We start from the raw sequence: 20,478 nt of genomic DNA on the forward strand, positions 1-20,478 counted from the left end.
ATATAACGATGGAGATAGAGTTGATAATGCCTGTGGCGATGGAGCCGCAGTTAAGGTTTGCAATAAGGGAAGGCGGGAGAACTGTGGGGTCAGGCGTAGTTACTGAAATTATAAAGTAAAAAACTGGAGAATTATCAAGATGGCTGAAAGATTTATTATAACTATGGCTTGCAGCATATGTAAAAACAGAAACTATTATTTTGACAGAGGGAAAAAGCAGGAAGGAAAACTTGCTTTGAAGAAATTTTGTAAAAACTGTGGCAAGCGTACTGAACATAAAGAAACAAAATGATTTTTGAGATAAAAACTTAAAATATTTTGGCATATATTCTTTTATTCGTAAAATGCCGTAATAATTTTGTTGACATCAGCATAGATTTTAAACATAAAAAAAGAAGCGCGGTCTCTGTAATGATTATTGAACAATAGAAGTTTGGGGGCATAAGCTAACGGTAAACTGTTGGTCTCCAAAACCAGCTTTGGAGGTTCAAATCCTTCTGCCCCCGCTTCTCAATATAATTTTGAAGGTGTAATATGAATTTAATAAAGAATGTTATACAGTTTTTCAGAGAAGCATATTATGAGCTTACGAAAGTTACATGGCTTGGCAAAAAAGAAGTTGCAGGCACCACGTTTGTAGTTGTGATATTTGTGATTATAATGTCTATTTTTGTAAGCATAGTTGATATAATTCTCGGCAGAATTTTAGGTTTTATATTATAAGTTTGAGGTAAAAAATGGCTAATCAATGGTATGTTGTACATACATATTCTGGACATGAGGATAAAGTAAAAAAGAGTTTGGAAATGTCCGTCGCAAATTTAGGCATGCAGGATATTATTTCACAGATTCTTGTCCCAACTGAAGACGTAATTGAAGTAAAACAAAATAAAAAAAGAATAAAAAAGAGAAAATTTTATCCGGGTTATGTTTTTGTCGAGATGACTGTCAATAATAGTACATATTGGCTTATCAGAAACACTGCCGGAGTTACCGGTTTTCTAGGCGGTGTAAAACCTGTTCCGATGGCACAAAACGAAGTGGCAAGCCTATTGAACATTATCATCAACCCTGATGTTTCTAAACCTAGACCGGCCGTTTCGTTTGATAGAGAAGAGAACGTGCGTATTATTGAAGGACCGTTCAAACATTTTATCGGCATTGTCGAAGAGATTAATCAGGAAAGAGGTAAACTAAAAGTCATGGTAATGATTTTCGGAAGGCCTACTCCGGTTGAACTCGATTTTTTACAGGTTGAAAAAATATAAATTAGTTTATAGGAGTAAATAAAATGGCGCCAAAAAAAGTAAAAGCAATGATTAAACTTCAGATTCCGGCAGGCGGAGCAAATCCCGCGCCTCCAGTGGGACCTGCATTAGGCCAGCAGGGTGTAAATATAATGGATTTTTGCAAACAGTTCAATGAAAGAACGAAAAAAATGGAACAGGGCATGACAATTCCGGTAGTTATAACCATTTATGAGGACAGATCGTTTACGTTTATAACAAAAATGCCTCCAGTGTCAGCGCTTGTAAAAAAAGCGGCAGGTGTTGCAAAAGCTTCCGGGGTTCCTAACAGAAATAAAGTCGGTAAAATTACTACAGCTCAGGTTGAAGAAATAGCGAAACAGAAAATGCCAGATTTAAACGCAAACGATGATATAAATGCCGCTAAACTTATGGTTGAAGGCACTGCCAGAAGCATGGGCATTGAAATAGTAAAATAATAAGAAAATGAGAATGTGGGAGCAAATTAAATGTGCATAAAACCACGGGAGAAAGAAATGGGAAAAAGACTTAAAGAAGTTTCAAAATTGGTGGATAAAAGCAAGTTGTACACTTTAGATGAGGCTGTTAGTTTGGTAAAGCAGATTGCAAACGCTAAATTTGACGAAACCGTAGAACTTCACATTAAACTTGGAATCGATCCAAAACAGAGCGATCAGATAGTCAGAGGAACCGTAACTCTTCCGCACGGGATAGGGAAAACAAGAAAAGTGGCCGTTATAACGAAAGGCGAAAAACAAAAAGAAGCTCATGACGCTGGTGCCGATTTGGTCGGCGGAGACGATTTGATAGAAGACATATCTAAGGGTGTCCTCGATTTTGACATTTTAGTTGCAACTCCCGACATCATGAAAGATTTAAGTAAAGTCGCAAAAATTTTAGGGCCTAAAGGGCTTATGCCTAATCCTAAAGCAGGTACCGTAACTTTTGAAGTCGGAGAAACGGTAAAAGAGCTTAAAAAAGGCAGAGTCGAATATAAAAATGATTCGTACGGCATTATTCACTGTTCGGTAGGCAAGGTTTCTTTTGATAAAGAAAAACTTGCGGATAATATTAAAGTATTATTTGAAGTAATTTTAAAAGCCAAACCTTCAAGTTCAAAAGGTCAATATATAAAAAGTATCTCGATTTCCTCTACAATGGGACCTGGAGTATATCTCGACCAAAAAATATAATACGAAATCATAAACAACCGACAATGAAACCCGCCGTATTTTTTATACGGCGGGTTTTTTGTATTGATATGGAAAGTACCATACAGGACTTTGACCACTCTTTACTGCTGTAAAAACTTTTTTAATTTTGTTTTGAGCTTTTAACACTGCCAAAACGTAGCGGATTTAAGTTTATTGATTTGTTCATTATATTTTGTCGTATAATTTGCATTGCTGTAAAATTGCAAAATAACCGCCTTTTCGACTGCATAATATAATCTGCACAAAGAAAATTTTATATAGGAGATAAGTATATACCTAAAAATCATTTATCGGATGAAAGAAGTTCCACTAAAGCGGGTTGATTGAACGTTTTTGCATAATCTAGTGCCGTCAGTCCGTCAGGAGCTGTTTTTTTTCTGTTTGCACCGAGTTTAAGAAGGGTTTTTACCGTATTATAGTCGCCTTTTTTCGCCGCTGACATAAGCGGAGTCATGCTCAAAGAGTTGATGTGATCAATATTTGCTTTTTCCGATGATAGATATTCCATCATGTCTGTATCTCCTGCAGACATCGCGTAAAATATTGGAGTATTGCTTTCCGAGTCTCCCAAATTGACGTCGGCGCCTTTTGAAATAAGGAGCCGTGCGATTTCTTTGTTTTTTAGTTTTACGGCGGCGATCAGCGGGGTTATGCCATTTTTGTCAGAGAGATTTATAAGCGCTCCTTCGTTTAAAAGAATTGCAGATATTTCATCCGATGATGCTTCAACAGCTGTCAAAAGAGGAGTTTTCCCTGATTTGCTTTGGGCATTTATGTCTGAACTATATTTCAAAAGCATAATGACGTTTTCCATTTTTGCATTTGCACAGGCATGAATCAGGGCAGATTTTCCATCGATGTTAACTTTATTTACATCTGCCGATTCACACATAAGATATTGGGCTATTTCAAAATTGCTTTTTGATGATGCTATCATAAGCGGAGAGTTTCCATATTTGTCAGTTTTATTTATATCCGCGCCGTTTTTGACAAGAAATTTCACGATTTCAAAATTTTCTGCACTCACGGCCGCCATAAGCGGAGTTGAAGAATCGTAAAAAGGTTTGTCAGTGTCTGCACCTTTTTTGATAAGTTTTTTGACGGTTTTGTAATCATTTCTCTCGATCGCATAATGCAAATCGTATTCGTCGGCATTGAGAAAACGAATAAAAACTAAGAATACGGTTAATGATAAAAATAATGAGGTAAGTATTTTCATATATTAACACAATACCATAAAAATATTAATTTTTCAAAAATACGTGTCGGCAAAACAAAGGGGTATTTGTCGTATTTATTCCGCTTTTGAGAAAAGAAGCGGCGGGCATAGCATGACAGAATATTTATTTTATTTCATTATTGTTAAAGAAGACGTTATAAATATTTCTTACTTTGGAGATTCTGTTCCTGCCGATAACGGCGAAACTCTGGAATCTTACGCAAAAAACAGAAGAGTTGAAATAATTATAAAATAGCTGTCTAGGAGATATGATTTTATGCCGACAACATTTAAAAAAACTTGGCTCTTTTTATGCGTTTTTTTTCTTTTTGCATGTACAAGCAATGCGCAGATGTGGATTTCAGAGAGATTTAAGGATGACGTTGAAATTCGCCAAAGAAGCATAGAACTTGAAAATTTATCAAAAGAACGGGAAGAGAAAGAAGTTTCGCAAAGAAGCGCAGACGGTCTAGAAGATAAAAATGACAAAAAAATAATAAATCTTCAAGAAATTAATTTTTCTCACAGCGATGTTTTAAGCCGTGAATTTTTTGAAAATTTAAGAAAAAAATATCTCAATATAAATTTAAGCGCCAACGACATATTTTCTCTTGTGGAAACGATAAATCAAGAGTATATGCAAAAAGGCTATATAGCTTCGCGGGCATATTTAAAGGAGTAGGATATTTCAAGCGGAAAACTTTTTGTTTCTCTGGTTGAGGGCATGATACTTTCCGTAAACGTCAAAGGCAATAAAACGACATCTGAAAACTATCTTCAAAGATATTTATTTTTAGGAAATGCAGGCACATTTAACGCCGATATTACAAATCAAAATATACTTAATTTCAACGCCTCAAACGACGCGCGCATGCGCATAGCGCTTTCTCCGGGGGAAGTTTTCGGAACATCCATAGTGGATATTGTCGTTGACGAGCCAAACAGATATTCATTCAGCGCGTTTATTGATAATTACGAGCAGAAAGAGACGGGAAAAATCAGGTACGGGGGATATGCTGCGGTAAGAAGTCTCACGGGGTATAGGGATATATTGAATGCAGGTGGAGTTTTTTCATTATTAACCCTATACCTGTGGGGAATAACTTAGTCGTCATTCCCGTGAAAGCGGGAATCCAACAAGTTTAAAATTGAGTTTTTAGAGAAAATTCTTCAAAAATAAAAAGCAGCAAAAAAATAAAAGGGAGGAAGTAAAGATGAAGAAAGTAATTTTGTTTGTAGTATGGTATGTTTGAGTGCATGTGGTAAGGATGAAAAAGTAACCGGTGGTTCAGGATTGCCAGCTGGGTGGAACGCTAGCTTGGAGTCAAATATTCCATCTTTCACTAGTTGGCATGTAGGAACAGAATCAAGTTGAGTCTAGTTATGATACTTCTTCAACACAATGGTGGGTAGAACAAGAAGGTAATATAGTAACGCTTAGTGATACTAAAGGCATAAATACACAAATTACAGCACAAAATTCTGGTCATTTTGTATTACATATGAGGTTTAAAGGTTCAAATCCTTATCAGGATTTACAATTTCATTAAGAGGTATAGATGAAAAAAGCATTGTTATTAGGGATATTGTTTAGCTTAGTTATATTCTTTGGAGGTTGCGGAAAAAGCGGCGCTGGGAAGAAAAACCCGGTAACGCATAATACGGTTAACGGGAGGCAGTTATATTTTACGCCAGCGAGTAATTATTCGAACGTGGATTCCGATGAAAACAATCTGATTTTAGTATCAGGGCAGAAATATGACTTTAAAGCATACGTGGATAAATATGATTCTGAAAGCGGTTATTGGGAATCTGATAATGAATACAATTGTTCAGAGACATTATGGACGATAAGAGGTATAGGGTATTTTGGAAGAGAGGGAGTAACATCGATATCTGGAGAAACGGTAACAATAACAATAAAATGCATCGGCAAATACGAGTGGAAGTTTAAAACTGGAACTAGACGGCATGATATTTTCTTTTCCTGTGAAAGTGGTAGAGAGTTTGTAAATAATAAAAATATGCAATAGTATATGCATAATGAGGATATATGATGACAGCGTTAATATAAAAAAAAGAGTGGAGAGGGAACACTCTTTCTGCTCTTTGTTTTTTGCATAAACTTATCAAACATCTATTTTGCAAATTAACTCCACTTGTGCTATATTTTATGTGAAATATTTATGAATCATTTTGAAAAGGAAACAATGAAAAATACTGTATTTGTTTTGATTTTGGCATTAATTTTTATATTTTCTTCTGTATTCTCGGCATACGCCGATGAAGGAAATGTTATATATAGGACGCAAAGAAATTCAAGGGTAAAGAAGAAAGTTGTTCTTACCGATGAAGAATTGTTTCAAGAAAAGCAGGAAGCTTTGGCTGCAAAATTAAAAGAGCTTGAAGAAGCAAAGGCTGTGGCAGAGGCAAGAAGAATGGATGAAGAAGCTAAAGCGCAGAAAGAAGCGGAAAAGGCTGAACAGGAAAGAATTAAAAAAGAGGCGAGAGAACAGGCAGAAAAAGAAAGGCTTGAATTTGAAGCGGCAAAAAAGGCAGCAGAAGAGGAAAAGAAAAGAATTGAAGGGGAAAAGCGAGCGATAGAAGAAGAAAGAATAAGATTGGAAAAAGAAAGGAAAAAATATGAGTTGCAGGAAAAGGCCAGGGTTGAGCAGGAAGCCAAAGCAGCTGAGGTTGCCAGAAAGCAGGCAGAAGAGGAAGAAAGAGCAAGAATAAATAAAGAGAAAAAAGAAGCAGCGGAAGCTAAAAAGATGGCTAAGGAAGAAGAAAAGCGTAGAAAATTGGAAGAGGCAGAAAAGCAGGCTCAGGCTAAAGAGAGAGCAAGGATAGAAAAAGAAAAAGCGGAAAGAGTCGAGCGTGAGAAGATAATAAAAGAGGAAGCTGCAAGAAAAGAAGCCGAAAGAGAAGAAAAAGAAAGGCAAAGAATTGAATTTGAAAAAATATTGAAAGCTGAAGAAGAGGCAAAAACTGCGGAAATTGCCAGAATAAAAGCCGAAGCTGAAGAAAAGTTGCGTATAGAAAAAGAAAAAAGCGAAAGAGAAAGGCGCGAAGAAGAAGTCACTAAAAAAAGAGCAGAAGAAGAAGCAAAAATTGCGCAGAAAGTAGAAAAAGAAATGCAGAAGTTTCTTGAGAGAGAAAAAAGAGAAGCACAAAAGACTGAGGTTGTGACACTTGAGTCTGCCAAACTTGCCAGAAAGCAGACAGAAATCGAAGAAAAAGAAATCGCCGCAAGACAGAAACGCGAAACTGAACTTGAAAAGAAAAGAGCTAAAAAGGAAACAAAAACTGCACAGAAAATAGAAAGGGAAAAACAGCAATTTCTTGAAACTGAAAGAAAAAAGGCGGAGAAAACCGCAAAACGCGAAGCCGAAGAGCTGGCAAGACAAAATGCCGAATATGAAGCCGAAATTTTGCAGCAGCAGGTTATTCAAAAACGTTTGGAAAAAGAAATTTCCAAAAAAACCGCAGCTGAACAAAAGATGCGTGAAGCGGAAGAGAAACGCAGGGTTGAAACCGAAATCAAGCTTGAAGCCGAAAGGCAAAAGGAAGCCGCAAAGAGAGAAAAGGAAGAAACCAAAAGAATTACGGCCGAAAGGAAATTGAAAGAGGCACAGGAAAAGAGATTGGCTCAAGAGGAAGAAAAAAGATTAAAAAAAGAAGAAAAGTTAAGAAAAATAGAAGAGCGCAAAATAGCCGAAGAAGAAGCAAAGCTGCTTGAAGAGCAGAAAAAGAGAGATGCTGAAGAAAAAATCATTAGCGAAAAAGAAGCTGCGCGTATTGCCGAAGAAAAAAGATTGCAGGAAATTGAAGAGAGAAGAATAGCCATTGAAGCGGAAAAACAAAGAAGGCAGAAGATAGAAGCCGAAATAGCTGAATTTGAAGCAAAATTGGCCGAAGAACAGCGCAAGAAAGAAGAGAAAGTCAAAATCATCGAAGAAAGAGAAGCTGCAAAAAAAGCCGCCGAAGAGCAAAAACGGCTGGATGAAATTAAGGCATACGAAATGAAACTTGCCGAAGAAAAAAGGTTAGAAGAGGAAGCTGAAAGAAAAGCTGCAATTGAGGCCAGAATGAAAGCCGAGCAGGAAGCCAAAGCAGCCGAGCTTGCCAGAAAGCAGGCAGAAGAAGAAGAAAAGAAGAGAATAGCCGAAGAAAAACAAAGAGCAAAAGAATTAAAAATAAAGCAAAAGGAAGGGCTTAGAGCTAAAAAAGAAGAAGAAAAATATCGTAAGCAAAAAGCCAAGGAAGAGGCGGCTGCTAAAAAAGCGGCAGAAAAAGCCGAACAGGCAAGGCTAAAAAAAGAAAAAAAGGAAGAGTCCAAACGGGAACCCAAACAAAAAATATCCGATACGGAGAATGAAAAACTTCCGACTAAACTGCCACAGGAAACTTCTGTACAGAAAAAGCCTGTGCCTACAGTTAAGCCGCAGCCGGACGCTACTGATAAAAAGCCTGTTGCCACCCGGCCTCCTGCGGATATGTTGAAGTCGGGGGAACAACTTAAACTCAGTTTTGTATTAACGCAGGACAAATTGTTTGCAAGCAGTTCTAAGTTTGAACTTTCTGACAATGGAATGAAAGAAGTTGAGAAAGCTGCACTTGCGATAAAAAGGTATATGACGGCTAACAAAAATAGAAAATATAAAATCTACGTTGAGGGATATTCAGACTCCACCGGAGGCAGAGAGATTAATAGGAAGTACTCTTTAAGAAGAGCGGCCGTCGTGGCAAATGAGCTTTCGGAAAATGATGTGGATTATGAAATTATTGAACCGAAAGGATTGGGTGCGATGAATTTCATAAACAAAAGAAATACCTCAGCTCCCGAAAACAGAAGAGTTGAGATAAAAGTGGTAATAATTGCCAAATAGAAATCAGTTTTTAAAAGTGTCAAATTATATCTTCCGGCAAATATAATCCGGAGGATTTTCTTTTGCAGTTTGATAATTTTTAAAATAATCTAAAATATGCTATAATTACTGTTAATTTTAAAGTTAAATTTATGGATAAAATACGTGAAAACATTATTTATATAAAAGAAAACATAGAATCTTTAAAAAAGGTGGACAATGTTGAAATTGTTGCCGTTACAAAAACCTTTCCATATCAAGACGTTTTACAAGTTTTGGAATGCGGTGTCAAACATATAGGAGAAAGCAAAATTCAGGAAGCATTGCCTAAGTTTGAACAAATAGGAAACGGTTTGAAAGGTGTTATCAAGCATTTTATAGGACATCTGCAGTCGAATAAAGCTAAAAAGGCAGTAGAAAATTTTGATTTAATTCATTCTTTAGACAGCCTTGGTTTGGCAAAAGAAATATCAAAATATGCTCACAATACTGCAAAAACACAAAACTGCCTAATTGAAGTCAAAGTTTCACAGGAAGAGACTAAAACTGGTATAAAGCCTGAAGAGGTAAAAGATTTCTGTTTTCAATGTCTTGAAATGCCAAACATTTCTATTAAAGGATTGATGGTAATCACGCCTTTAAGCTGCAATCCCGAAGATTCGCGTCCTTATTTCAAACAAATTTACGATCTATTTACCGATATGCAAAACTCTTTTGGAAAAGATGATTTCAATATTTTGTCTATGGGGATGTCCGATGATTATAAAATTGCCGTTGAAGAAGGTTCAAATATGGTTCGAATAGGTTCGGCAATTTTCGGAAACAGGTATTATGGGAATAAATAATAAAACTATAGTTTTTGTCGGTTCGGGAAATATGGCGCAATCGATAATAGCCGTCATGATAAAAGCCGCAATCGTAAATCCTGAAAACATAATATGCAATGACATTGTTCAAATCAAACTTGACTTGCTCAAAGAAAAGTACGGCGTTTTAGTTTCTTCCGATAAAAGAGAGTCCGTTTCGAAAGCCGATATGATATTTCTTGCCGTTAAGCCTCAAAATATGCCGCAGCTGCTTGAAGAAGTTAAACCTTTCATAAAGCTGGGAGCTTTGGTAATATCAATAGCGGCAGGAATAAGCACGAAATATATTGAGGAAACTCTTGGTGGGAAAGTGTCTGTAGTAAGAGTAATGCCGAACACTCCGGTTCTGGTTGGCTGTGGTGCGTCAGCTCTGTGCGGTGGAAAATTCGCTTGTGATGAAAATTTAAAAGATGTTAAAGATATTTTTGAAGGGGCGGGGATAGCGCGCATTATGTCCGAAGATAAGTTTGATGCCATTACTGCTCTTTCGGGTTCGGGTCCGGCTTATGTGTTTTATTTATGCGAACTGATGCGTGAAGCAGGCGCAAAGCTCGGTCTTGATGTGGAAATTGCTGCTGATTTTGCTGTTCAAACCGTTTTTGGCGCAGGACAAATGCTTGCGCAAACCTCTATTGACGCGGCCGATTTAAGACGGAATGTTACGTCACCGAACGGAACGACTCAGGCGGCTTTAGAATATTTTAAATCTCAGAATCTTTCGGATATCGTATTTGCTGCAATGCAGGCAGCAGTGCGCAGGTCCAAAGAATTTGGCAGATAGGAGGATCGGAAATGATCATAAAAGTAAGAGTGATACCTAATTCTAAGAGAAATGAGGTAGTAAGCAGGATAGGATCTATTTTAAGAGTAAAAATTTCCGCTCCGGCAGTAGAAGGTAAGGCTAATGAAGAACTATGCGAATATTTGTCGGATTTTTTTGATGTAAAAAGGTCTATGGTGTATTTAAGAAAAGGTGAACGCGGAAGAGAGAAAACAATCGAAATTTGCGGCCGCTCGGAAGAAGAGCTTGATAAAGTGCTGGATACGATACCGTAAAAGTCAAATTAATCGTTTAGACAGAGGCATATAAACAAATGGATAAAACGAACAAAAAAGATTACTCTAAAACCGTAATTTTACCAAAAACCGATTTTCAGATGAAAGCAAATCTCGCGCAGAGAGAGCCGGCTTTTATTGAAGAATGGGAAAAGAATAAAGTTTATTTCCACATATGCGAAAAAAATAAAGGCAAAGAAAAATTCATTTTTCACGATGGACCTCCTTATGCCAACGGGCATATACATACAGGAACGGCTTTAAACAAAATACTTAAAGATTTTGTGATAAAATATCGCTCAATGTCCGGCAATTATGTTCCTTTTACTCCGGGCTGGGATTGCCATGGTCTGCCTATAGAAACGCAGGTGTTGAAAGAACTTAAAACCGATAAGAATAAAGTTGACAGGCTTGTTTTCAGAAAACAGGCGGCAGATTTTGCGATGAGGTTTGTTGAAATACAAAAAGCGGAATTTAAAAGGCTAGGAGTTTTGGCAGATTGGGAAAATCCGTATTTGACGTTAGACCCTAAATATGAATCCTCGATAGTAAAAGTTTTCGGACAGCTTACTGAAAAAGGACACATATACCGCAAAAGGAAACCGGTTTACTGGTGTCCTTCATGTGAAACGGCTTTGGCGGACGCAGAAGTAGAGTATGCGGACCATTCTTCCGATTCCATCTTTGTTAAATTTCGGATAAAAGAACTTCCAGCAGCTTTAAAAAATAAAGAATCAAAGTTGAAAGATTATTCCATTCTCATATGGACGACCACTCCGTGGACATTGCCTTCAAATGCTGCTTTGGCTTTCAACGGGGAGGCTGGATACATTGCAGCGGTATTTGATTTTGAAGACGACAGACGGGAAAAAATAATAGTTGCCGAAGCTTTGGCCGAAAACGTAAGAGAAAAAATAAAAGCGAAAAGTTTTACGAAAGAAATTGAAGCTAAAGGTGTTGATTTCGTAAATATAAAATGTCAAAACCCTGTCGTTGACAGACGTTCAGAAGGAATACTTGCGGACTTTGTCAGCATGGAAGACGGAACGGGAATAGTTCATATAGCTCCCGGTCATGGGCAGGAAGATTATCATGCTGGGCTTGAATACGGACTGGAAATAATATCTCCTTTAAATGACAGAGGGCAGTTTACGAAAGAAGTTCCAGAATTCGAAGGGCAGAATGTTTTTAAAGCCAATTCTTTGATAATAGAAAAACTTGAGAAACAAGGAAAACTGCTTGCCAAACTGCAGATAGAGCATTCTTATCCGCATTGCTGGAGATGTAAAAAGCCCGTAATTTTCCGCGCTACGCCTCAATGGTTTTTAGGTATTGAACATGAAGGTTTAAGAAAAAAACTTTTGCAGTCTGTTAAAGACGTAAACTGGATACCGAAATACGGAGAAAATAGAATTTCCGGCATGCTTGAAAGCCGTCCGGACTGGTGTCTAAGCCGTCAGCGCTTGTGGGGAGTGCCGATACCGGTATTTTACTGCAAAGATTGTGGCGAAGCACTGCTTGATTTGAAAATAATTTACAGGATTTCAGAAATATTTAAAGAAAAAGGTTCGGATGCATGGTTTGACATGAGTGTAGAAAAACTGCTTGAAGGCACGCGGGCAAAATGCCCTTCGTGTTCTGGCATAAATTTCAGAAAAGAAGAAGATATTTTAGATGTTTGGTTTGATTCAGGAGTCTCTTGTGAAGCTGTTTTATCAAGTGGAAATTATAAAGATTTAGCATTTCCTGCGGATTTATATCTCGAAGGAAGTGACCAGCATCGCGGCTGGTTTCAAACTTCACTGATTCCGTCTGCAGCCATAAAAGATACCGCTCCCTATCATAATGTTTTAACGCACGGATTCGTTGTGGACGGTCAGGGCAAAAAAATGTCCAAATCCGTAGGCAATACGATTGCTCCAGAAAAAATAATATCCAAATATGGTGCAGACATCTTAAGGCTTTGGGTGGCTTCAAGCGATTACAGGGAAGATATAAGAATATCAGATGAAATACTTAAAGGTTTAAGCGATTCATACAGAAAAATAAGAAACACGGTGCGCTTTTTGCTGGGTAATATCGGAGGTTTTGATGCTTCGAAAACTTTATCTTTTAAAAATATGTGCGAAATAGACAAATATGCTTTAAGTCGTCTTCAAGGTTTAATTAATGGGTCCATAGCTGCTTATGAAAGTTATGAATTTCATAAAGCGGTTAATTCCATAAATAATTTCTGCGTGGTGTTTTTGAGCGGATTTTATCTTGACGCGTTAAAAGACACTCTTTACTGCGACAGTTTGAATTCCAAAGCCAGAATAAGCGCACAGTCGGCAATGCTTGAAATTTGTTCAGTTCTCATAAGGCTTGTTTCTCCTGTGCTTTCGTTTACTGCTGAAGAAGCGTGGAAAGAAATTGTTAAAATTTTGCAGCAATCGCCGCAATCGGTTTTTCTTGCCGATTTTCCACAGACTAACAGCAAATATATTCTTGAAGCCGAAATACTTGAAAAATGGGACATGTTGCTTGAAATAAGGCAGGCCGTAATGGCTGAAAATGAAAAATTGAGGCAGGAAAAAATAATAGGTTCGAATCTCGAAGTCAGGTTACATATTTCTTACGGCGAAAAATATTTTAAAGTTTTTGAAGATGCGGATTTGGCGAATTTGGTTTTCAGCAGTTGGGACATAAATTTTTCAAAAACTGAAGTCGAAAATGAGCTTTTTATAAAAGCCGAAAAATCCGGATTTGCAAAATGTGACAGGTGTTGGAGACATATTGACGGCATAGACGAAAACGGTATATGCCGCAGGTGTGCAGAGGCTTTAAAATAATGAAAAAACCGGTGGTTCTGGCAGCCGCTCTTTTAATATTTGATCAGATTTCAAAATATTTTATTGACGTTTTTGTCATTTATGGGAGTTCAATAAAAGTTATTTCGCATTTTGATTTTTTTAATATAACAAACGTGCGCAATACAGGAGTGGCTTTTAGCTTTTTTCAGGACAGAAATTTAATGCTTGCCGTTCTTTCCGCCGCGGTGCTTGTGTTATTTTGCGTATGGCTTTATAAAAATGGGAAAACTCTTTCAAAAGTTCAGCTATATGCTTTTTGTATCATAATAGCCGGCGGAACGGGAAATGTGATTGACAGGATTTTCAGAGGCGCAGTGGTGGATTTTTTGGATTTCGGAATAAACTCGTTAAGATGGCCTTCTTTTAACGTTGCTGACTCATCCATATGTATTGGCGCGTTTTTAATAATATTGGATTTAATCAAGCCTGTTTTTAAAAATAAAAAGGTATGAAATTATGCATCCTATACTCTTAAGTTTCGGTGGATTTACAATTTATACATATGGTCTTTTTGTGGCTGTCGGCTTTTTTTTGGCGGCTTTATATGTTTCTAAAAACATTAAAAGCGATATTATTTCACAGGATGATATTTACTCTCTGTTTCTATATGCAATAATATCGTCTATAATCGGTGCGCGGCTGTTGTATGTTTTAACAGAAATGCAGGATTTTATGAAATCTCCGCTGGACATTTTTAAAATATGGAACGGCGGTCTTATTTTTTACGGAGGTTTTATCATTGCTGTTACATATATAGTGTGGTATACAAAAAGAAAAAAAATCCCTTTAGCACGTTTAAGCGACATTATGGCGCCGGCGCTGGGGCTGGGTCATTTTTTCGGGCGCATAGGCTGTTTTTTTGCGGGCTGCTGTTATGGAAAAACTTCCAATATGCCATGGTCGGTAGTTTTTAATAATACCGATACTTTAGCTGTCAAAGGCATTCATATTCATCCTACTCAGCTTTATGAAGCTTTCGGAAATCTTGCGATATTTACGATACTTCATTTTTATAATAAAAAAGAACACGCCGCAGGCAAAACTTTTGCTTTATATCTCATAATTTACGCCATTCTAAGATTTACCGTAGAATTTTTTAGAGGAGATTACAGAGGAGCAGAACTCGCTGGCCTTTCCGTTTCACAGATAATTTCGGTTTTTCTCTTTTCCGCAGGATTATTTATCATTTATAAAACTGGTAAAAAATGAAAGAAAAAATAACTTATAATAAAGTTGAAAGAGAAAGAATAGATTTTTTTCTGGCTTGCGTTTATAAAGATTATTCACGTTCATACTTTCAAAGGATTACCGAAAAAAATAAAGTGTTTGTAAACGGCAAATCCGTTCTTTCAAGCCATAGATTAAAATCCGGTGATGAAATAACCGTAGAATTTGAAAAAGAAAAAATTTCCAATGAAATAAAACCGGAAAAAATAAATATAGACATTATATATGAAGATGACGATATTATTTTGATAAATAAGCGTCCAGGAATAGTCGTTCATCCTTCCTACGGACATCTCTCAGGCACTCTTTTAAACGCATTGAAATATCATTCTAAAGGAAAATATGTTCCTTATATGGTGCACAGGCTTGACAAAGATACTTCTGGTATAATAGTTTTTGCAAAAAACGAGAAAGCAAAAATCAGCCTTTCAAAACAGCTTCAAAAAAGAACGGTAAAAAAGACATATTATGCCGCTGTAAAAGGAACGATAGTTGAAAACAGGGGAAGAATAGAGGCGCCTTTGGGAAGGTCAAAAGAAAACAGAAAGCTGATGTCGGTGAATTCGGCGGCAAAAAAAATGGCTGTAACGGAATTTAAAGTCATGGAAAGAAAAGGCGATTTCACACTTGTTGAAATAAGAATCATCACAGGAAGAACTCATCAGATAAGGAGCCATATGAAATATATAAATCATCCTGTAGTAGGCGATACCCAATACGGAGGACCTGAAACGATTGACGGAAAAGAATTTAAAAGACAAATGCTCCACGCATATGCCGTAACGTTTACCCATCCAAAAACTTCAAAACCTGTAGAATTTAAAGCACCTCTTTTAGACGATATGAAAGAAATCTTCAAAATCTGACTGTTTGTAAAAGCCGTAAAATTGAACCCTATAGAATTCTAAAATATGGATAAAATTGCCGGTAAATATTAATAGTTTGAAGGATATTTTTGAAATACAAATTTATCTATTCGCCAAACTTTTCAATTTTAGCGGCAACACCCCTTTATGTCGTTATTATACCACTAAATCAGGAATATTTTTATTTGGATAATTTATATTGAAAAAAATAAATAAATATAGTAATATCTTAATTAGTTAGATTAAACTAAATAAATTATATCTATAAAATAAAATTTAAAATTACAAAACAAATATGGAATTTTATACAATCCCTGAAATAAATAAAGTATTAATAGAATATTGTGCGCCTGTACTTTTGCGCCGAAAACCTGCGGCTCTTTTTACTTTGCCGTCCAAACAATATTTGTCTTTACTAAAACAAACTATAAAAAATGCGCTTAATATTAAAGTGCTGCGCATCTATCAAAAAGGTATTTTAGTAATGATATACGATTATATTTTGCTTGAATCATTGCTTTTAAAAAATGAGAGCATACATGACGCTCTGCTTTTATTTGGATATAGCTCATATACAGATATTGATGACTATTTATGTCATTTGAAAAATAAATTTCAAAATGGCAGCATTTTTCCTCATGAGATAGGTTTATTTTTGGGCTACCCTCCGGAAGATGTTTTTGCTTTTATACACAATAAAGGGCAGGCATACAAATATTGCGGTATTTGGAAAGTTTATAGCGATGAAGAATATTCGCGCAAATGTTTTGAAGAATATAAATATTGCGCAGAATGCCTGCGCAAACATCTTTCAAACGGCGGCAGGATTGAAAATTTTAAAACTATTTATGGAATACAAAAAACGGGAGGAAGCATTTATGAGTAAAGTTGCGGTTATTTATTGGAGCGGGACGGGCAATACCGAGGCGATGGCCAAAAGTATTGAAAAAGGTTTGAAAGAAAAAAGCGCCGAAGCCGATGTTTTTGAGGTTGGTTCAGCTCCGGCAAATTTAGATGCTTATGAAAAAGTAGCTTTCGGTTGTCCTTCAATGGGTGCCGAAGTTTTGGAAGAAAACACTTTTGAGCCTTATTTTACATCGGTTGAGAAATCTCTTAAAGGTAAAAAAGTCGCATTATTTGGTTCTTACGGCTGGGGAGACGGTCAGTGGATGAGAGATTGGGTCGAGCGGACGCGGTCCGCGGAAGCCTTGCTTGTTGATGACGGATTCATACAGAATGAAGCTCCGAATACAGACGAATGCGAGTCATTTGGAAAAAAGTTTGCGGATTTTTAATAATATCCTAAAAGTTTATTAAATTTATAAACCGGCGGCATATTGAATACCGCCGGTTTTTCTTTTTGCCTAGAAAAATCATAAAGAACTATTGACAAAAAATTAACTTAGTGGTAAAATAGCACTTGATTAAAACAAGCGCTAAATATATGGGAGCGCTAAAAAGTGATTAAAATATGTTTAACTACATAGTATCATAAACAAAAAGAGGATTTAATGCGCCACGTGTCAGTAGGAGTTCTCCATGAAAGAAAAGCAAAAATATTAAATGCTGTAATACATCATTTTATTAAGACGGGCAATCCTGTCGGTTCGAATATATTGACAGACGAATACGGCATTAAACTTTCGACTGCAACGGTAAGAAATCTTATGGCGGAACTTGAAAAAGAAGGTTTTTTAACACAGCCGCATACTTCGGCTGGAAGGGTTCCTACTGATAAAGGGTACAGAGCTTATGTGGATTCACTTATCAATCTGCAAAAATTTGCTATTGAAGAAGAGGAAAGAATAAGAAAAGAGTATGAGCGTAAAAGTAAAGAAATAGAGAGTTTTTTATCGGAAACTTCAAAAATACTTTCGTGTTTATCGCATTATACAGGATTTGTTCTTGCTCCGAAAACGCAGTACAATGAGATTGTAAATGTGGAGCTTGTACAGATTGCACGTGAACAGCTTTTAATAGTTCTTTTGACTCATACGGGAATTTTAAAACACAGAACCGTTAACGCTTCTCTCGGACAGTCGGAACTTTTAAGACTTAAAAATTTTTTAAATCAAAACTTAAGAGGGGTTACTCTGGCGCAGGCAAATTCAAAAATTGTGAGTAGAATAAGAGAATTTCAAAATAATGAAAAAAACATATATAACATTATAGGACAAATAAGCGATGTGCTTTTCGGAATTCAGGATGATTTGTACATAGGTGGGACGTCAAACGCCATATCAATTCCGGAATTTAACGATTTTGAACCTATTAAATCCATGATAAAGTTGAATGAAGATAAAGAAAAACTTATGTGCATAATAAATGACGACTTGGACAGTAAAGGGATAAACGTAAAAATCGGCTCGGAAAATCCTCAGGAAGAGTTGAGGGATTTGAGTATAATCACCAAAGTTTACAGTGACGGCGATAAAGCTGTTGGAGTCTTAGGCATAATAGGCCCGAAACGTATGCATTATGACAAAATGATGTCTTTGGTCGGAGCTGTTTCAAAATTATTAAATGATTTTTTTAAAAAGAGTTAGTGAGGAGGATGAGTATAAGTGGCCGAGAACATAAAAAAACAACTAGAGCAAAATTGCACTTGCGAAGAAGATGCGCGCGAAGAAAAACTTTCGGAATTGGAAATTCTAAAACAGTCTTTTGACGAGAAGAAAAAGGAAGCCGAACAATATTACGACCAGCTTTTAAGACTTAAAGCCGATTTTGAAAATTACCGTCGCCGTGTGGAAAAAGAGAAAAAAGATTATCTGGACTGGGGAAAAGAAAAAATTCTTTTAAAACAAATTTCGATGGACGATATTTTGCAGCAGGCATTGAAAAGTGCAAAGAGCGGTGGAAAAGTTGAAGATATAATAACCGGTTTGGATATGGTAAACAGAGAGTTTGAAAAAATGCTTAGAGAAGAAGGTGTCGAAGAAGTAGTATGCGATAAATTTGACCCTAATTTCTGCGAGGCATTGGATACAGTTGACAGTGGTGAAGAAGAAGGGACAATTTTGGATGTTTATCAAAAAGGTTATAAAATGAACGGAAGGCTCATAAGGACGGCAAAAGTGAAAGTTGCAAAAAAGCAAGAGGGTGACGGCATAAAACCGTAGTAAAATTAAAATTAAGTTAAAAATAAAATCGGAGGAAAATAAAATGGCTAAGATTATAGGGATAGATTTAGGAACGTCAAATTCTGCTGCAGCAATTATGGAAGGAGGCAAAACTACTCTTATACCGTCGGCAGAAGGCACTACTCTTGGGGGAAAAGCTTTTCCTTCATACGTGGCTTTCACCAAAGATGGACAGTTGCTTGTCGGCGAGCCAGCCAGAAGGCAGGCGGTTACAAATCCTGAAGGCACGATAAGCGCTTTCAAAAGAAAAATGGGAACAGATTATAAATATAAAATCAATGATAAAGAGTTTACGCCGCAGCAGCTTTCGGCTTTTATTTTGCAGAAAATTAAAAAAGATGTCGAGTCATATCTTGGAGAAAAAATAGAGAAAGCCGTTATAACGGTTCCCGCATATTTCAATGACAATCAGAGGCAGGCTACAAAAGATGCAGGTGCGATTGCTGGTCTTGAAGTTGTAAGGCTCGTAAATGAGCCGACGGCGGCTTCGCTTGCTTACGGTATCGATAAAGTCGGCAGGGAGCAGAAGATACTCGTTTTTGATCTCGGCGGTGGAACTCTCGATGTGACAATTATGGAAATGGGCGCAGAAGGCACGTTCGAAGTTCTTTCGACTTCCGGCGATACGCAGCTTGGCGGAACGGATATGGACAATGCTTTAATAAATTATATAGCCGAAGATTTTAAAAGAACAAACGGTATAGATTTAAGAAACGACAAAATGGCGGTTCAGCGTTTAAAAGAAGCAGCGGAAAAAGCCAAAATAGAACTTTCAAGCGTTTTGGAAACAGACATAAATCTTCCGTTTATAACGGCTGACGCTTCAGGTCCAAAACATCTTACAATGAAATTTACCAGAGCTACTCTTGAAAATCTGGTAAGACCTATAGTTGAAAGATGTAAAACTTCAATAGACACAGCCATTAAAGATGCCAAATTGCCTGTAGATGGAATCACAAAAATAATTCTTGTGGGAGGTCCAACGAGAATGCCGATAGTGCAAAAATTCGTGGAAGAGCATGTCGGCAAGAAAGTTGAACGAGGAATAGACCCTATGGAATGCGTTTGTTTCGGCGCAGCTGTACAAGCGGCCGTATTGACCGGAGACGTCAAAGACATTCTCCTGCTTGACGTAACTCCGCTTACTCTAGGCATTGAAACGGCGGGAGGAATAAGAACTGCTTTAATAGACAGAAATACTACGGTTCCAGCAAAACGGTCTCAGATATTTTCAACTTATTCGGACAATCAGTCCGCGGTTACAGTTAACATTCTACAGGGAGAAAGACCTATGGCGAAGGATAATCTGTCGCTTGGACAGTTTACTCTTGACGGCATAGTTCCCGCTCCCAGAGGCGTACCACAGATAGAAGTTACTTTTGACATAGACGCAAATGGAATTTTACACGTAAGTGCCAAAGACAAAGGAACAGGTAAGGAACAGTCGATTAAAATATCGTCTTCAACAAAACTTTCTAAAAACGATATAGACAAATACATTAAAGAAGCCGAACAATACTCTTCCGAAGACGAAAAAAGAAAGGAAGAAATAGAAGTAAGAAACGAAGCTGACAATCTGATTTATTCAGTTGAAAAAAGCCTCAAAGAACACGGCGACAAAATAAGTGGCGATGAAAGACTTAACATAGATAGAACTTTAGCCGATGCAAAAGAAGCTTTAAAAGGAAACGACATAGAAAAAATAAAATCTACGAAAGAAGCGTTGACATCTGCAAGCCATAAATTAGCCGAAGCGATATATAAGGCAAGTCAGGCACAGGGCGCACAGCAACAACAACCATCCGGTCAGGATGCAGGTTCAAACTCAAACTCTCAATCTGACGGAGACAATGTCGTAGAAGCTGAAGTTGTCGATGAAGATAAAAAGTAATTGTGCCG

24 protein-coding genes and 1 tRNA gene are annotated in these 20,478 nt (G+C 37.0%); 24 read left to right on the plus strand and 1 reads right to left on the minus strand.

Annotated elements, in window-relative coordinates; genetic code table 11:
- The 7 genes from LBD46_02785 to rplA all read left to right on the plus strand — a co-directional run.
- The coding region (locus LBD46_02785) for a hypothetical protein (protein ID MDR2426096.1) at positions 1–119 on the plus strand (119 nt) is incomplete at its 5' end.
- A gap of 20 nt (positions 120–139) precedes the next feature.
- Complete coding sequence (rpmG, locus tag LBD46_02790) at positions 140–292, plus strand: 50S ribosomal protein L33 (GenBank protein ID MDR2426097.1); 153 nt, start codon at positions 140–142, stop codon at positions 290–292.
- A 143-nt stretch (positions 293–435) separates the two neighbouring features.
- A tRNA-Trp gene (locus LBD46_02795) sits at positions 436–506 on the plus strand.
- Between the two features lie 28 nt (positions 507–534).
- Positions 535–723 (plus strand): preprotein translocase subunit SecE, encoded by a 189-nt coding sequence (gene secE, locus LBD46_02800; GenBank protein MDR2426098.1) that lies wholly within the window; start codon positions 535–537, stop codon positions 721–723.
- Between the two features lie 14 nt (positions 724–737).
- Positions 738–1,268 (plus strand): transcription termination/antitermination protein NusG, encoded by a 531-nt coding sequence (gene nusG / locus LBD46_02805; GenBank protein MDR2426099.1) that lies wholly within the window; start codon positions 738–740, stop codon positions 1,266–1,268.
- Between the two features lie 23 nt (positions 1,269–1,291).
- Complete coding sequence (gene rplK, locus LBD46_02810) at positions 1,292–1,726, plus strand: 50S ribosomal protein L11 (protein ID MDR2426100.1); 435 nt, start codon at positions 1,292–1,294, stop codon at positions 1,724–1,726.
- 57 nt (positions 1,727–1,783) lie between these two features.
- Entirely contained in the window at positions 1,784–2,461 is a 678-nt protein-coding gene (gene rplA, locus LBD46_02815; GenBank protein ID MDR2426101.1) for a 50S ribosomal protein L1, read from the plus strand.
- A gap of 304 nt (positions 2,462–2,765) precedes the next feature.
- Here rplA and LBD46_02820 read toward each other — a convergent pair whose 3' ends face one another.
- Positions 2,766–3,701, minus strand: a complete 936-nt coding sequence (locus tag LBD46_02820) for an ankyrin repeat domain-containing protein (GenBank protein MDR2426102.1) — start codon at positions 3,699–3,701, stop codon at positions 2,766–2,768.
- A gap of 112 nt (positions 3,702–3,813) precedes the next feature.
- Here LBD46_02820 and LBD46_02825 point away from each other — a divergent pair, with 112 nt between their 5' ends.
- The 17 genes from LBD46_02825 to dnaK all read left to right on the plus strand — a co-directional run bounded on the left by LBD46_02825 (position 3,814) and on the right by dnaK (position 20,470).
- Positions 3,814–3,957: a hypothetical protein gene (locus tag LBD46_02825; protein ID MDR2426103.1), complete on the plus strand. Its 144-nt coding sequence runs from the start codon at positions 3,814–3,816 to the stop codon at positions 3,955–3,957.
- A 21-nt stretch (positions 3,958–3,978) separates the two neighbouring features.
- Positions 3,979–4,383 carry a hypothetical protein gene (locus tag LBD46_02830; protein MDR2426104.1) on the plus strand — a complete coding sequence of 135 codons (405 nt, stop codon included), beginning with the start codon at positions 3,979–3,981 and terminating at the stop codon, positions 4,381–4,383.
- A gap of 42 nt (positions 4,384–4,425) precedes the next feature.
- Positions 4,426–4,809 carry a hypothetical protein gene (locus tag LBD46_02835; protein MDR2426105.1) on the plus strand — a complete coding sequence of 128 codons (384 nt, stop codon included), beginning with the start codon at positions 4,426–4,428 and terminating at the stop codon, positions 4,807–4,809.
- A gap of 451 nt (positions 4,810–5,260) precedes the next feature.
- The gene (locus tag LBD46_02840; GenBank protein MDR2426106.1) at positions 5,261–5,734 is read left to right on the plus strand and encodes a hypothetical protein; all 474 of its coding nucleotides are present in this window, start codon (positions 5,261–5,263) and stop codon (positions 5,732–5,734) included.
- 177 nt (positions 5,735–5,911) lie between these two features.
- Positions 5,912–8,590: an OmpA family protein gene (locus LBD46_02845; GenBank protein MDR2426107.1), complete on the plus strand. Its 2,679-nt coding sequence runs from the start codon at positions 5,912–5,914 to the stop codon at positions 8,588–8,590.
- 131 nt (positions 8,591–8,721) lie between these two features.
- Positions 8,722–9,414, plus strand: a complete 693-nt coding sequence (locus LBD46_02850; protein ID MDR2426108.1) for a YggS family pyridoxal phosphate-dependent enzyme — start codon at positions 8,722–8,724, stop codon at positions 9,412–9,414.
- On the plus strand, positions 9,401–10,216 hold the full coding sequence (gene proC, locus LBD46_02855; GenBank protein ID MDR2426109.1) for a pyrroline-5-carboxylate reductase: 816 nt from the start codon (positions 9,401–9,403) through the stop codon (positions 10,214–10,216). Before LBD46_02850 ends, proC begins: the two co-directional genes overlap by 14 nt.
- 11 nt (positions 10,217–10,227) lie before the next feature.
- The gene (locus LBD46_02860; GenBank protein MDR2426110.1) at positions 10,228–10,491 is read left to right on the plus strand and encodes a DUF167 domain-containing protein; all 264 of its coding nucleotides are present in this window, start codon (positions 10,228–10,230) and stop codon (positions 10,489–10,491) included.
- A 38-nt stretch (positions 10,492–10,529) separates the two neighbouring features.
- Positions 10,530–13,322, plus strand: coding sequence for an isoleucine--tRNA ligase (gene ileS, locus LBD46_02865; protein MDR2426111.1), 2,793 nt, complete (start codon positions 10,530–10,532; stop codon positions 13,320–13,322).
- Positions 13,322–13,795, plus strand: coding sequence for a signal peptidase II (lspA, locus tag LBD46_02870; protein MDR2426112.1), 474 nt, complete (start codon positions 13,322–13,324; stop codon positions 13,793–13,795). Before ileS ends, lspA begins: the two co-directional genes overlap by 1 nt.
- A 4-nt stretch (positions 13,796–13,799) precedes the next feature.
- Complete coding sequence (gene lgt, locus LBD46_02875) at positions 13,800–14,552, plus strand: prolipoprotein diacylglyceryl transferase (GenBank protein ID MDR2426113.1); 753 nt, start codon at positions 13,800–13,802, stop codon at positions 14,550–14,552.
- Positions 14,549–15,436, plus strand: a complete 888-nt coding sequence (locus tag LBD46_02880) for an RluA family pseudouridine synthase (protein ID MDR2426114.1) — start codon at positions 14,549–14,551, stop codon at positions 15,434–15,436. The genes lgt and LBD46_02880 overlap by 4 nt, the downstream gene beginning before the upstream one ends.
- Before the next feature lie 295 nt (positions 15,437–15,731).
- A complete protein-coding gene (locus LBD46_02885) occupies positions 15,732–16,322 on the plus strand; it encodes a DUF3793 family protein (protein MDR2426115.1) in 591 nt (196 codons plus the stop codon).
- Positions 16,315–16,731, plus strand: a complete 417-nt coding sequence (locus LBD46_02890) for a flavodoxin (protein MDR2426116.1) — start codon at positions 16,315–16,317, stop codon at positions 16,729–16,731. Before LBD46_02885 ends, LBD46_02890 begins: the two co-directional genes overlap by 8 nt.
- A gap of 216 nt (positions 16,732–16,947) precedes the next feature.
- Positions 16,948–17,982: a heat-inducible transcriptional repressor HrcA gene (hrcA, locus tag LBD46_02895; GenBank protein MDR2426117.1), complete on the plus strand. Its 1,035-nt coding sequence runs from the start codon at positions 16,948–16,950 to the stop codon at positions 17,980–17,982.
- Between the two features lie 18 nt (positions 17,983–18,000).
- On the plus strand, positions 18,001–18,558 hold the full coding sequence (locus tag LBD46_02900; protein MDR2426118.1) for a nucleotide exchange factor GrpE: 558 nt from the start codon (positions 18,001–18,003) through the stop codon (positions 18,556–18,558).
- Between the two features lie 43 nt (positions 18,559–18,601).
- Positions 18,602–20,470 carry a molecular chaperone DnaK gene (gene dnaK, locus LBD46_02905; protein ID MDR2426119.1) on the plus strand — a complete coding sequence of 623 codons (1,869 nt, stop codon included), beginning with the start codon at positions 18,602–18,604 and terminating at the stop codon, positions 20,468–20,470.
- Positions 20,471–20,478 lie beyond the last annotated feature (8 nt).

The organism is Candidatus Endomicrobium procryptotermitis (assembly GCA_031279415.1).
Lineage (GTDB): Bacteria > Elusimicrobiota > Endomicrobiia > Endomicrobiales > Endomicrobiaceae > Endomicrobium_B > Endomicrobium_B procryptotermitis.